This is a genomic window from Rhizomicrobium sp. (assembly GCA_037200985.1).
In the GTDB taxonomy this organism is placed as follows: domain Bacteria; phylum Pseudomonadota; class Alphaproteobacteria; order Micropepsales; family Micropepsaceae; genus Rhizomicrobium.
Window position 1 is genome coordinate 2,024,776 of record JBBCGJ010000001.1, and the last position, 12,774, is coordinate 2,037,549.

Here is a 12,774-nt window from a genome sequence, read left to right on the forward strand (position 1 = left end):
TCAGGTCTCTTCGTGCTCGGGCCGGCCGCGCGCCGCCCACACGCCGCTGACGTCGGAGAGACCAGCGTCGATGCATTCCACTTCGAGCTTCAGCGCGCCGCCACCCGCGAAGACGAGCTCCACCGTGCCGCCCGGATCCTCGCCGCCCTTGGGCGTGTAGGCGATGGCAAGCAGCGAGACGACCGCCTCGGGCGCGCCGCGCTTGAGCTTCTGCGACTTGACCGACAGCACGCCGTCGAAATGCAGGCCGGAGCGGACGCGCAGATCGCCCTTCTTCCGGTCCGCCTCCCACTGGAAGCGGTTGAACAGCGCCGCGAAGCGCCGCTTTTTCGGCAGATAGACGAGATCCTTCATCTGCGCCACCGCATCCTGCAGCCGCGCCGAGATCACTTCCAGATCGGCGGCATCTTCCGCCGCCAGTGTCGGTCCTGCCGTCATGCCGAAAGCCGCTCGATATCCGCGCCGACGCCCTGGAGCTTTTCCTCCAGCCGTTCGAACCCACGGTCGAGATGATAGACCCGGTTGACGACCGTGTCGCCCTCCGCGACCAGGCCCGCCAGCACCAGGCTGACCGAGGCGCGCAGGTCGGTCGCCATGACAGGCGCGCCCTTGAGGCGGTCGACACCTGTGACGGTGGCGGTATCGCCCTCGACCTTGATGTCGGCGCCCATGCGCGCGAGTTCCGGCACGTGCATGAAGCGGTTCTCAAACACCGTCTCGCGGATATGGCTGACGCCGCCCGAGACCGCCATCAGGGCCATGAACTGCGCCTGCAGATCGGTGGGGAAGGCCGGATAGACGTCGGTCGTCATGTCGACGGCGATGGGACGCACGCCGTTACGATGCACCGCGACGCCGCGATTGGTCTGCGTCACCTCCGTGCCGATGCCGCGCAGAAGATCGTAAAGCGCGATGTTCGAATCGGCGCGTGCCCCGACGAGTTCGACCTCGCCGCCCGCCATCGCGGTGGCGATGGCGTAGGTGCCGGTCTCAATGCGGTCGGGCATCACGGCATAGTCCACGCCGGATAATTTCTCGACGCCCTCGATCACGATTTCGCTCGTGCCCAGCCCGCCGATCTGCGCGCCCATCGCGATGAGGCAGCGGCCGAGATCCTGCGTCTCCGGCTCGCGCGCGGTGTTGCGCAGGACGGTGCGGCCCCTGGCCAGCGTCGCCGCCGTCATCAGCGTCTCGGTCGCGCCGACCGAGGCGCGCGGCACGGTGAAATCGGCGCCCTTGAGGCCGCCCTTGGCGCTGGCGACGACATAGCCGTCTTCCAGATCGATCCGGGCGCCCATCGCTTTCAGGCCCTGGATGTGGAAATCGACCGGCCGCGCGCCGATGGCGCAGCCGCCGGGCAGCGAGACCTTGGCCTCGCCATGGCGGGCGAGCAGCGGGCCCAGCACCTGGAAGCTCGCGCGGAACTTGCGCACGATGTCGTAGGGGGCCAGCGCCGACTCGATGGCGGGCGCGTGGAGCCTGAGCGTGTCGCCCTGCCCCAGCGCGGCGCCGCGCCGGATGTTGAGCGTGACGCCGAACTGCATCACGAGGTCGGCCATCGCGTCGACATCGGCCAGGCGCGGCACGTTGCGCAGCGTGACCGGCCGGTCGGTCAGGAGCGAGGCGGCCATGAGCTTCAGCGCCGAATTCTTGGCGCCGCCGATCGGAATTTCACCCTTGAGGCGGTTGCCGCCCCGTACGCGGATTCTGTCCATTGTCCCTCTTGCGCGGCGTGGGCCGCCTGCGGCGATCCTTGTAGCGTGGCCCCGTGCCGTCGAACAGGCGCACCGACAGCCGAAGTTAACCGGCCTTCATGTCCGCATTCGGGCGTCATTTTTGATGGCGGGCGGGCAAAGCAGCCGCCACGCCCACCCTGCTTTGCCCGCCCGCGCAGTTCTCCGTTCCGTCCTGCATGGCGTGCCGTGCCGGATCGCCGGCCGCCGGCTCCCCGGCCTTGGGCGGCGGCGCGGGCCGGGCGGCCTTGCGCCGTTTCAGGTTCTCGCGGAGGGCGGCGGCGAGGCGTTCTTCGCGGGTCTGGGGCTTCTTGGCCATGGCGGCGGCACGGGTCTTTCCCTTTGTCCCGGGGTTGGCTATAGCAGCCGTCCTTTCGCCCGTTTCGGGCCATGGATGCCGGAGTAGCGTAGTGGTAGCGCAACCCCTTGGTAAGGGGTAGGTCGAGAGTTCAATTCTCTCCTCCGGCACCAGTTTCATTAATGATATCAATGGCCTGTCTCGAACGGACCGAGGACCATCCGCGCGGAAAATCCATCGGGACGGAGCCAGGCGGCGCGCAAATTCATGCACCTCTTAGGTGGCGATCGCGCGCGAATGCAAGCGGACATCACGATCGGCGGCTTCGCGGCGCTAGCGAGCACCCATGGCGACGGCGCAATGTGCTTCGACGTCTCGCGTTATTTATTGTGATAGACGGGCTGCCGCTTTTCCATGAAGGCACGCAATCCCTCCTGAAAGTCCTCGGTCGCAGCACAGAGCAACTGGTTGCGATTCTCGATCGCCATCGCGGCTTCAAGGCAGGGCGCATCGACGGCGATGTTCAGCCCTTCCTTTGTAAGGCGCAGTCCCATCGGGGACGTCGCGAGCATCTCGGCGATATAGGGGCGCGCCGCGCTCTCCAGGGCCGCATCCGGCACGACTTCGGAAAACAGGCCGACCGCCAATGCGCGCGCCGCATGGATGAACCGTCCCGTCAGCATCAGCTCGGACGCGATGGAAAGACCGACCAGGCGCGGCAGGAAATAGCTCACGCCCATATCGCACGCGGACAGGCCCAGCCGGATGAAGGCCGCGTTCATCCGCGCGCTTTCCCCGCCAATCCGGATATCGGCCGCCAGCGCGAACGCGAAGCCACCGCCGCACGCCGCGCCTTGGACAAGCGCGATAATGGGCTGCGGACAGCGGCGCATCTTTTGGTACACGTCGGCGAGATAGCCCTGAAAACCGAAACCTCCGCCAAATGGCTTTGCCGCCGCTCCCTCTCGCGCCTTGATATCGAGACCCGCGCAGAAAGCGCGGCCCGCGCCGCGCATCACGACGATGCGGCAAGAGCGATCGTGATAGAGGCGCCCGAAATAGTCCGCCAGCTCGCCCGCCATGCGCGTGGTGATCGCATTGAGGGCCTCCGGCCGATTGAGCGTGAGCCAATGAACGTCGCCCTCGGCAGCGACCACTATGTCTTGATAGTCGTACATCTCTTCTCTCCTCCACCGATGCTTTTTGCAGCTCGCGCCGCGCTCTCGGACGGACCATCGGGGCGAGGGTCTAGGCCGGTGCGATCGTGAGCCTGATGCCGTCCAATTCGTCGACCCAGCCGATCTGGCAGGAAAGACGCGAGATCGACGCAACCGCCGGCGAGACGTCGAGCAAGCTGGCCTCCGCGTCGGACGGCGCGGCGAGCTTCTCGTACCAGCCGTCGGTCACATAAACATGGCAGGTGGCGCAGGAACAGCCGCCGCCGCATTCCGCCGCGATGGGAAGGCCCGCGTCGCGCAGGATTTCCATCATGGTCCGGCCAGCACGGCCTTCGATCTCGCGCGTTTCGCCGTTGCGGTCGGTGACTACGATCTTCATGCGCTCACACCCGATGGTTCAAGTTTGGAAGACATCGGCGCTTCGACGACGCCATCTCATCCATATTATAGCCAAATATTCTGCCAGAAGAATATATATTCTCTATATGAAACAGCAAAAAGTGGCCGCGCTCCAGACGGCAATCCGGCGAAGCACCTGCCAGTTGGAGGCACACCGTTAGCCGATGAACGCGTTTATCGACGCGCGTTGTTTGGGACGGCACTCATAGCGAGGAATTCGCGCGCGCCTGACGGAAACGCGCGAAGGCCGCGCCGGGCACTTCGCCGCCAAGCTGGTCGAGGACCGCGAGGCTGTCCATCGCCTCGAACACCTCCGTGATTCCGTGCGCGCCGGACCGCGCGAAGAGCGTATATTCATTTTCATAAGGGCCGCCGGTTTCCCGGAAGCGCGCGCGGTATATGAACCGGACCGCGCTCAGACCCTGATCTCCGACTTCGTCGAGGATGCGCATCGAGCAATCGGCGAAATAACTGACGCTCCATACCGCTCTGTTGAACGACACCACCGCATCCTTTCCGGCGATCGGACGGGGATAGGGCAGCGACGCAGGCAGAAACCACGCTATTTGCGGCGCATAGAGCGATTGCATTTTCTCGACGTCGCCAAAGGCGACGACGAGGCGACCGGCCGGCGTGCGAGGCTGCATGCAATTTGCTCCATTATTTCGTCGAATCGGGATGTGTGCTCCGGCGTTCAGCGTCATGCCGCCGCCTCGAACCTCACCACCACGGCGCCATCGCCCACTTGATCGCCCTGCGCGACCTCCACGCTCTTCACTTTCGCGTCGGCCGGAGCCGAAAGCGTATGCTCCATCTTCATCGCCTCCAGCACCGCCAGCGGCTGTCCCCGCTTCACGCTCTCGCCGGGCGTCACCAGAAGCTGGATGATCTTGCCCGGCATCGGCGTGACGATGCGATCCGTCGCCGCGCCGGCCGCATCCGCCGCGGCGAAAGGATCGAACGGGTGAAGCACAAAGGTCTCGCCGTTCTCCATGACCGCGACATCGCCGTTCGCCAGACGACGGATTTCCGCGTGTCCTGGAGAAATCCCGGGCAGATTCACCGTGATGCGTTCGCCGTCTTCCACGAATTCCGCGACTTGCGCCGCGCGACCGGCGAGCCGGAAACCGTCGCGACGGCTCCACGGATCGCTGTCGTCCGGGCCGCGCAGGAGATCGCCCGCCACCATCTCATAGATGCGGGCGGGCACCGTCGAAGACGGTATCAGGTCCGCCTCGCGACGCGCGATGAATCCCGTGTCGACTTCGCCGGCGATGAAATCGCCGTTCCGCAAGGCGCGGACCAGGAAGGCGTTGTTCGTGCGCAGGCCCGCGATGCACGTCCGAGACAGTGCCGAGGCCAGCGCGAGCGCCGCGGCTTGGCGCGTCTCGCCATGCGCGATCACCTTCGCGAGCATGGGATCGTAGAACGGCGTCACCCTGTCGCCTTCGCGCACGCCAGTATCGACGCGCACGCCATGCTGCGGCAGGGAGAAACACTCCAGTGTTCCGATGGACGGCAGGAAACCCTTTTGCGGGTCTTCCGCGTAGAGCCGTGCCTCGATCGCATGCCCGGTGGCGCGGATGTCCGCCTGCGCCGCGGGAAGAGCTTCGCCCGACGCCACGCGCAACTGCCATTCGACGAGATCGTAGCCCGTGATGGCCTCCGTCACCGGATGCTCGACCTGCAGGCGGGTGTTCATCTCCATGAACCAGATGCGATCGGGCCTCAGTCCATCGGACGAATCCGCGATGAACTCGATCGTGCCGGCACCGACATAGCCGACGGACTTTGCCGCCTTTACGGCAATCGCACCGATATGGGCGCGCATTTGCGCGCTCATGCCCGGCGCCGGCGCCTCCTCGATGACCTTTTGATGGCGGCGCTGCAGCGAGCAATCGCGCTCGAAAAGGTGGACGGCGCGGCCATGCCCGTCGGCGAAAACCTGTACCTCGATGTGGCGCGGCCGGGCGACATATTTCTCGATCAGGACCTTGTCGTCGCCGAAGGCGGACGCGGCCTCGCGCTTCGCGCCCGCCAACGCCGCCGGAAAATCCGCCGCCTCGTCGACGCGGCGCATGCCCTTGCCGCCGCCGCCCGCCACCGCCTTGATCAGCACGGGATAGCCGATCTTGCCGGCCTCTGTCGCCAGATGATCCGCCTCCTGATTGTCGCCAAGATAGCCCGGCACAACCGGAACGCCCGCCTGCTGCATCAGCGCCTTGGCGCGGTCCTTGAGACCCATGGCACGGATCGCGCCGGCGGGAGGGCCTACGAAGAGAACGCTCGCGGCCGCGCATGCCTCCGCGAATTCGGCGTTCTCGGACAGAAAGCCGTAGCCCGGATGGATCGCCTCGGCGCCCGTCCGCTGGGCGGCGGCTAGGATCGCATCGCCGCGCAGATAGCTGTCGCGGACGGGCGCCGGCCCGATCCGCACCGCTTCGTCCGCGGCCGCGACGTGGAGCGCGTTCGTGTCCGCGTCCGAGTAGACGGCCACTGTGCGGATGCCGAGCCGGCGGGCCGTTCGCATCACACGGACCGCGATCTCGCCGCGATTGGCGATCAGGAGGGTCTTGATCAGGGACGCGCGCCGCATGATCACATCCTGAACACGCCGAACGTCGTGTCCGGAATCGGTGCATTGAGGCATGCCGAGAGCGCCAGGCCGAGCACGCGGCGCGTATCGGACGGCGCGATGATGCCGTCGTCCCACAGCCGCGCCGTCGCGTAGTAGGGATTGCCCTCGTCCTCGTATTTCCGGCGGATCGGCGCCTTGAAGGCCTCCGCCTGTTCGGGAGACCATTTGTCGGCGTCGCGATGGACGGTGGCCAGAACGCTCGCCGCCTGCTCGCCGCCCATCACGGATATCCGGCTGTTCGGCCACGAGAACAGGAAGCGCGGCGAGAAGGCGCGGCCGCACATGCCGTAATTGCCCGCGCCGTAGGAGCCGCCGACGATCAGCGTGATCTTCGGCACATTCGCCGAAGCGACCGCGGCGACCATCTTGGCGCCGTCCTTGGCGATGCCCCCCGCCTCATACTTCCGCCCGACCATGAAGCCCGCAATGTTCTGCAGGAACAGGAGCGGGATTTTGCGCTGGCAGCACAGCTCGATGAAATGCGCCGCCTTCAGCGCGCTCTCGGAGAACAGGATGCCGTTGTTGGCGACGATGCCGACCGGCATACCCTCGATATGGGCGAAGCCGGTGACGATGGTCGTGCCGTAAAGCTTCTTGAACTCGTCGAACTGCGAGCCGTCGACCAGGCGTGCGACGATCTCGCGCGCGTCGTACTGCACCGCCAGCGAGAGCGGAACGATGCCGTCGAGTTCGGCGGTGTCGAAGGCCGGCGGGCGCGGATCGCGCATCGCCACGCCGGGCGTCTTTTCGCGGTTCAGGCCCGCAACGATGCGCCGCACGATCGCGAGCGCATGCGTGTCGTCGTTCGCCAGATGGTCGGCCACGCCGGACCGGCGGGCATGCACCTCGGCGCCGCCGAGGTCTTCCGCCGTGACGATCTCGCCGGTGGCGGCCTTCACGAGCGGCGGCCCGGCCAGGAAGATCGTGCCCTGCCCTTTGACGATTATCGTCTCGTCGCTCATCGCCGGCACATAGGCGCCGCCGGCGGTGCAGGAACCCATGACGCTCGCGATCTGCGGAATTCCGGCCGCGCTCATCGTCGCCTGATTGAAGAAGATGCGGCCGAAATGCTCGCGGTCCGGGAAGATCTCCGCCTGGTTCGGCAGGTTCGCGCCGCCGCTGTCGACCAGATAGATGCAAGGCAGCCGGTTCTCGCGCGCGATCTCCTGCGCCCGAAGATGCTTCTTGACGGTGACCGGATAGTAGGTGCCACCCTTGATGGTCGCGTCGTTGCAGACGACCACGCACTCCCGGCCCGAGACCCGGCCGATGCCGGTGATGATGCCGGCGCCATGGATGTCGCCTTCATACATGCCGAACGCCGCGAGCGGCGACAGCTCAAGGAACGGCGATCCGGGGTCGAGCAGACGCTCGACCCGGTCGCGGGGCAGGAGCTTGCCGCGTTCGGTGTGCCGCGTCCGCGCCCGCTCATCGCCGCCGAGCGCGGCGGCGCCGATGCGCGACTTCAGATCGGCGACGAGCTTCGCCATCGCCTCCGCATTGGATTTGCAGGCGTCAGTCGAGAGTGCGGGCGTCGACGAGCCGGTCGGTGCGGAAAGCCTCATCTATCCGGCGACAATCGCTGACGGACAACGCTCAACCGGCCCTTGCGTTCGACCAATACGCGTCCCGGATAAGCCGCTTGTACAGTTTGCCGTTCTCATGCCGTGGCAGCTCTTTTTGGAAGTCGACCTGGCGCGGAGCCTTGACGTGACTGAGATGGCCCCGGGCGTATTTCATAATTTCGGCGGCAAGCGCCTCGCCGCGATCTTCCCAGCGCATCGGCTGGACCACGGCGACGACCCGTTCGCCCATCTCCTCGTCGGGCGCACCGATGACCGCGACGTCCGCAATCTGAGGATGGGAAATGAGGCAGTTCTCGATCTCTTGCGGATAGATGTTCACGCCGCCGGAGATGATCATAAAGCTCTTCCGGTCGGTCAGGAAAAGATAGCCGTCCGCATCGAGATAGCCGACATCGCCGAGCGTCGCCCAGCCGGCCTTGTTGTACGAGCCGGCGGTTTTTTCCGGATCGTTGAGATACTCGAATGTCGCGCCCCCCGAAAAATAGACCATCCCCTCCATGCCATGAGGCAGCGGCTCGCCCGCGTCGTCGCAGACATGGACCTCGCCGAGGACGGGCCTTCCGACCGATCCCTTTTTCCGCAGCCATTCATCCGGCGCGATCGCGGTCATCCCCACGCCTTCGGTACCGGCATAGTACTCATGCAGGACCGGTCCCCACCAGGCCAACATCCCGTCCTTCACGGCGACCGGACAGGGCGCCGCGGCGTGGATCGCCATTTTGAGCGAGGACAGATCGAAGCCTTCGCGCTGCGCCTGCTCCAGCTTCAGGAGCCGCACGAAGTGCGTCGGAACCCACTGCGCGGCGCTGATCCGATAGCGCTCTATGGCTCGGAGCGCGGCCATCGCGTCGAATTTTTCCATCATGACCACCGTGCCGCCGAGACGGTGCACCGCCATGCACCATCTGAGCGGGGCGGCGTGATAGAGCGGCGCGGGCGACAGATAGATCGTATCGCTGTCGAAGCCAAATCTGAGCCGCGCCATGTCGGCGACTCGATTTGGCGCCCCTATCGGTTCGCCAGAGGGCACTTTCGCCTTGACGCCCTTCGGACGGCCCGTGGTGCCCGATGAGTAAAGCAGATCGATGCCGGCGCTCTCGTCGGGTATCGGCGTCGAAGGACGCTCGGCACGCAGCCTTTCGAAGTCCCGCCGCGCCGCGCCGACCTCGCCAGCGACCAAGACCTCGACGCCCGAACACTCGTTCGCGGCCGATCGGGCGACCTCCTCGAGAGCGGCCGAGCAGATCAGCAGCTTGGCGCCGCTATCCCGCAATATATAGGCGACATCCGCGGCGGTCGACCTGGTGGATATGCAGGTGAACACCAGACCGCTTCTCTGGGCGGCCCATGCCGCCTCGAGAAAGCGCGGGCCGTTGTTCATGAGCAGCGCGATGACGTCGCCGGTTCGCAATCCCACCGCGCGAAAAAGCTGAGCCCCTTGGTTGGAGAGCGCATCGAACTCCCCATATGTCAGGGCCTCGCCGGTTTCCGCCATGATGATGGCCGGCTTATCGGGCGTCGTCTTCGCGTGCTCGCTCGGGTGCATGAGGCTCCTCGCAACGTCTTCAGAAACTTACCCGAGCTTCGATTCCGAACGTTCTCGGCTCGCCCCGCGCCATGTAGTCCAGTCCGAACGTCTCGAGACCGCCCGAGCCATAGGGGAGGTAGAACGCGTCCGTGAGGTTCTTTCCCCACAGGGCGATCGAGTATCGATTGATCGTGTAGGTCAACCGCGCATCCAGCAGCCAATAGGGCTGCGATCCACCCGTGATGTTCGCTCCCTTGAATTCCGTCCCGTCGGTCGGATCGTAGAAATAGTGGCCCATATAGTTGCCGCTCGCGTTCAATGTGAGCGACTGATCGCCGTCGGACCATGCCTTCCAGTCGAACTGCGCCAACGCCGTGACATCCGGGGCCAGCGGGAATTTGAGGCCGCCGACGGGGACGTTATCGACGAATTGTCCGTTGTCGTATCGTGAGCGAATGACGCCGACATTTCCGGTCAGGGTCAGATTTTCGAAAGCCTGCCAGACGCCTTCCAGCTCGAATCCGTAGCTGTGGCCGTTGAGGCCCTCGAGCTGCGTCGTGACAACACCCGGGATGAGAGGTTGGGTGAGGACCTGCTGGCCGGTGAGATCGTTGTAGTAGAGCGCGGCGTTCAAGATGAAATTGTCAGCGATTTCGCCCTTGAGCCCGAGCTCATAGGTCCACACCTTTTCGGGGGGAACAAAGCTGATGTCGTCCGTCGAGAAGAATTGCGTGCCGTTGAACTGGCCGGCGCGGTAGCCATGGCTGACGCTCGCATAGGCCATGATGTTCGGATCGAACTGGTATTTCGCGATGGCGCGTCCGGTCAGACCGGAGGTCTGCCGATTCTGGGTCGGGTAGAAATTGGTGGGATCGAAAGGCCCAGGCCCCGGTATGATGTTGGCGATGCCGGGCCCCGCGAAGCTGCTGTCCAACGACGTCAGCAATTGATAGAGGCTGATATTGTCGATGGTGTACCGCAGACCGCCCGCCAAGCTGAATTCATCGGAGAACTTATAGGTGACCTCGCCGAAGATCGGAGCGAATGAGCGCCGCGCCTGGTTGTAGTTGTTCGAAATGAACGTCGTGGTGAAAGCCACCGACGAGACATAGTTCATATCGTCCCAGCCGAAATTCGTGCCGACCACGACATCGAGGTCGTCGGTCGAGTAGTTCAGGCGAAACTCCTGGTTCACCTGCCGTCCCCGGAGGTTGTATCGCGAATTCACCAGCGTGTTGGGGGTGCCGTCCACGTCGAATTGGAGAAATTGCTGTCCGTAGTCGAATGCCGTTATCGAGGTGAGCTGCACGGCTCCCAAATCCCACGTGACGTGAAGATCGGCGCCGGCGGTTTTCAGCTTTATGGGCGCGGGGAAATTGGTGCGGACCTGATCGTTTTGGAGCCCGGCCCGCGAATAGCCCAGGATGTCCACATTCCCCGGAAGCATCGGGAAGGTCATCGTGGGCACGATCCCCGAAGACTGCCCGCCGTAAAGCTTCAATTCGACGTCCAGCTTGTCCGTCGGAACGTAGTGAAACTGAACGCGCCCCTCGTCGGAATGATTGGAGCCCTCGTTCGGAGCCGTGCCCAGGTTCTTGATGTATCCGTCGTTCTGCACATGCTGATACGAGACGCGCATCGCCAGCTCGTCCGGTATCAGCGCTACCGTCCCGGCGCCCTCGGCTTTGACGGCGTTGTAATTGCCGTAGGAAAGATCGACGTATCCGTTCGTGGCGCCGTCCAACAAAGGCGACGCGCTGATGAAGTCGATGGCGCCGCCCGTCGTGTTGCGGCCGAACAGCGTTCCTTGCGGGCCGCGCAAAACCTCCACCCGGTCCAAATCGAATTGCTGGACTCCGGGGGCGGCGCGAAACGCCTGATAGATGTCGTCCATATAGACGCCCACCGGCGAGGCCGCGTTGGCGTTGAACTGATTCGCGAGGCCGATGCCGCGCAAGGTGACGGTTACCTGATTCGAACCGGCCTGCGACGAGACCTGGGCGGAGGGCACGACCTGAACGAGATCGCTTATGGTGTTGAGCCCGCGTTCCGAGAGTTCTTTTCCCGAAACCGCCGTGATCGCAAGCGGGACCGTCTCGACGTTTTCACTGCGACGCATGGCGGTCACGGTGATCGTTTCGATCATGGTGGCGCCATTGCCGCCAGGCGCTGCGCCGTCCGTCTGCGCCACGGCGCCGGTGAACAGACTTTGCGCGATGCCGATGCCGGACGCGAGCAACGCAAGCGAACGGATCCTGTTCAATTGAGTTTTCATGAGCCTTCCCCGGAACGTTGTTTTATTGTCCCTATAGGAAGCCCGTTTCTTATGTCGAATGTCAAGGTTCTTGGAACGACGCGGGCTCGCCTCGACCGTCTATTCAGAACGGCGTTGCAGCCGGGTAACGGCGAGAGGCGCGCGCATGCGTCGACGCGCGCAAGTCCCGCAACCGGCAGAAGACGAAAAGGCTCACGACAATCGCGCGATGGCATGTCAGTGCCGCTTGCTCGACGATTTGGTCGCGCCGACTGCGACGGCCGACTCGGACGCGACCGCCAACGCGCAATGCAGGATGGGCAGGCCGCTAGATCCCTAGTGCTGCGTCCATCCTCCGTCGACGGCAATCGTGATTCCGGTCGTAAAGGACGCCTGCTCCGAGCACAGCCAAAGAACCGCCGACGCCAACTCTTCGGGCCGGCCGATGCGTCCCATTTGCGTAAGGCTCGCGGCGAGATTCGAATTCTCGGGATTGTCGACGAAGCCTTTTTCCAACATGGGCGTCATGAAAATTCCGGGACAGACGGTGTTCACCCGTATCCCCTGCTTCGCATATTCCATGGACGCCGAACGCGTGAGGCCGAGCACGCCGTGCTTCGACGCGACATAGGGCGCGTGCAAAGGAAATCCGCGCACGCCCGCAATCGAGGAGACATTCACGATCGAGCCGGCGCCCTGCTTGAGCATCTGCTTGATCGAGTATTTCATGCAGAGCCAGACGCCCTTCAGATTGATGTCGATCGTTTCGTCCCATTCCTCTTCCGTCCAGTCGATGAACGGCCGCTGGGCTTCGATGGCGGCGTTATTGACGGTGCAATCGAGCCGTCCGTAACGATCCAGCGTGCTCGCGACGAGCCGCTCGACATCGGTCGCCTTTGCGACGTCCGCCTGGACGTAAACGCAATCACCGCCCGCCTTCTTGAGCGACTCGACCGCGACGCGGCCCTTTTCCGGGCTGCGCGAGACGAGAACGACTTTCGCGCCTTCCGCGACAAACCCCGCCGCGATCGCCAGCCCCAGGCCCTGGGTTGCGCCCGTGACCAGGGCAACCTTGTCTTTCAATCCGAGATCCATTCGGTACTCCCCGACTTCGCGCCATCCGCGGCGGCTTGAATTGTCCCGCCGGCGTCGCCCCGTCC

11 protein-coding genes and 1 tRNA gene are annotated in these 12,774 nt (G+C 64.5%); 1 reads left to right on the forward strand and 11 read right to left on the reverse strand.

The genetic code is table 11. The features are described from left to right. The 3 genes from WDN01_09810 to WDN01_09820 all read right to left on the reverse strand — a co-directional run bounded on the left by WDN01_09810 (position 1) and on the right by WDN01_09820 (position 2,052). Positions 1–438 carry a DUF2948 family protein gene (locus WDN01_09810; protein ID MEJ0026311.1) on the reverse strand — a complete coding sequence of 146 codons (438 nt, stop codon included), beginning with the start codon at positions 436–438 and terminating at the stop codon, positions 1–3. After that, positions 435–1,715: a UDP-N-acetylglucosamine 1-carboxyvinyltransferase gene (gene murA / locus WDN01_09815; GenBank protein ID MEJ0026312.1), complete on the reverse strand. Its 1,281-nt coding sequence runs from the start codon at positions 1,713–1,715 to the stop codon at positions 435–437. The genes WDN01_09810 and murA overlap by 4 nt, the downstream gene beginning before the upstream one ends. Before the next feature lie 115 nt (positions 1,716–1,830). Continuing rightward, positions 1,831–2,052 (reverse strand): hypothetical protein, encoded by a 222-nt coding sequence (locus tag WDN01_09820; protein MEJ0026313.1) that lies wholly within the window; start codon positions 2,050–2,052, stop codon positions 1,831–1,833. A gap of 77 nt (positions 2,053–2,129) precedes the next feature. Here WDN01_09820 and WDN01_09825 point away from each other — a divergent pair. After that, a tRNA-Thr gene (locus WDN01_09825) sits at positions 2,130–2,204 on the forward strand. Positions 2,205–2,411: 207 nt separating this feature from the next. On the opposite strand, the gene WDN01_09830 is transcribed toward WDN01_09825, so the two are convergent. The 8 genes from WDN01_09830 to WDN01_09865 form a co-directional block, all read right to left on the reverse strand. Continuing rightward, positions 2,412–3,209, reverse strand: a complete 798-nt coding sequence (locus WDN01_09830; GenBank protein MEJ0026314.1) for an enoyl-CoA hydratase-related protein — start codon at positions 3,207–3,209, stop codon at positions 2,412–2,414. Between the two features lie 70 nt (positions 3,210–3,279). Continuing rightward, positions 3,280–3,588: a 2Fe-2S iron-sulfur cluster-binding protein gene (locus tag WDN01_09835; GenBank protein ID MEJ0026315.1), complete on the reverse strand. Its 309-nt coding sequence runs from the start codon at positions 3,586–3,588 to the stop codon at positions 3,280–3,282. Between the two features lie 223 nt (positions 3,589–3,811). Further along, positions 3,812–4,312, reverse strand: a complete 501-nt coding sequence (locus WDN01_09840; GenBank protein ID MEJ0026316.1) for a nuclear transport factor 2 family protein — start codon at positions 4,310–4,312, stop codon at positions 3,812–3,814. After that, positions 4,309–6,204: a biotin carboxylase N-terminal domain-containing protein gene (locus WDN01_09845; GenBank protein ID MEJ0026317.1), complete on the reverse strand. Its 1,896-nt coding sequence runs from the start codon at positions 6,202–6,204 to the stop codon at positions 4,309–4,311. The genes WDN01_09840 and WDN01_09845 overlap by 4 nt, the downstream gene beginning before the upstream one ends. 2 nt (positions 6,205–6,206) lie before the next feature. Further along, entirely contained in the window at positions 6,207–7,736 is a 1,530-nt protein-coding gene (locus tag WDN01_09850; protein MEJ0026318.1) for a carboxyl transferase domain-containing protein, read from the reverse strand. 106 nt (positions 7,737–7,842) lie between these two features. Then, positions 7,843–9,378 (reverse strand): acyl-CoA synthetase, encoded by a 1,536-nt coding sequence (locus WDN01_09855; GenBank protein ID MEJ0026319.1) that lies wholly within the window; start codon positions 9,376–9,378, stop codon positions 7,843–7,845. A gap of 19 nt (positions 9,379–9,397) precedes the next feature. After that, the gene (locus tag WDN01_09860) at positions 9,398–11,635 is read right to left on the reverse strand and encodes a TonB-dependent receptor (protein ID MEJ0026320.1); all 2,238 of its coding nucleotides are present in this window, start codon (positions 11,633–11,635) and stop codon (positions 9,398–9,400) included. Between the two features lie 315 nt (positions 11,636–11,950). Continuing rightward, positions 11,951–12,709: a glucose 1-dehydrogenase gene (locus WDN01_09865; GenBank protein ID MEJ0026321.1), complete on the reverse strand. Its 759-nt coding sequence runs from the start codon at positions 12,707–12,709 to the stop codon at positions 11,951–11,953. Between the last annotated feature and the right edge of the window lie 65 nt (positions 12,710–12,774).

Excerpts from the sequence above, each read along its gene's own strand:
- WDN01_09840 (MEJ0026316.1), bottom strand. The coding sequence starts at position 4,312 with ATGACGCTGAACGCCGGAGCACACATCCCGATTCGACGAAATAATGGA.
- WDN01_09850 (MEJ0026318.1), bottom strand. The coding sequence starts at position 7,736 with ATGGCGAAGCTCGTCGCCGATCTGAAGTCGCGCATCGGCGCCGCCGCG.
- WDN01_09810 (MEJ0026311.1), bottom strand. The coding sequence starts at position 438 with ATGACGGCAGGACCGACACTGGCGGCGGAAGATGCCGCCGATCTGGAA.
- WDN01_09820 (MEJ0026313.1), bottom strand. The coding sequence starts at position 2,052 with ATGGCCAAGAAGCCCCAGACCCGCGAAGAACGCCTCGCCGCCGCCCTC.
- WDN01_09845 (MEJ0026317.1), bottom strand. The coding sequence starts at position 6,204 with ATGCGGCGCGCGTCCCTGATCAAGACCCTCCTGATCGCCAATCGCGGC.
- WDN01_09835 (MEJ0026315.1), bottom strand. The coding sequence starts at position 3,588 with ATGAAGATCGTAGTCACCGACCGCAACGGCGAAACGCGCGAGATCGAA.
- WDN01_09830 (MEJ0026314.1), bottom strand. The coding sequence starts at position 3,209 with ATGTACGACTATCAAGACATAGTGGTCGCTGCCGAGGGCGACGTTCAT.
- WDN01_09855 (MEJ0026319.1), bottom strand. The coding sequence starts at position 9,378 with ATGCACCCGAGCGAGCACGCGAAGACGACGCCCGATAAGCCGGCCATC.
- WDN01_09865 (MEJ0026321.1), bottom strand. The coding sequence starts at position 12,709 with ATGGATCTCGGATTGAAAGACAAGGTTGCCCTGGTCACGGGCGCAACC.
- WDN01_09860 (MEJ0026320.1), bottom strand. The coding sequence starts at position 11,635 with ATGAAAACTCAATTGAACAGGATCCGTTCGCTTGCGTTGCTCGCGTCC.
- murA (MEJ0026312.1), bottom strand. The coding sequence starts at position 1,715 with ATGGACAGAATCCGCGTACGGGGCGGCAACCGCCTCAAGGGTGAAATT.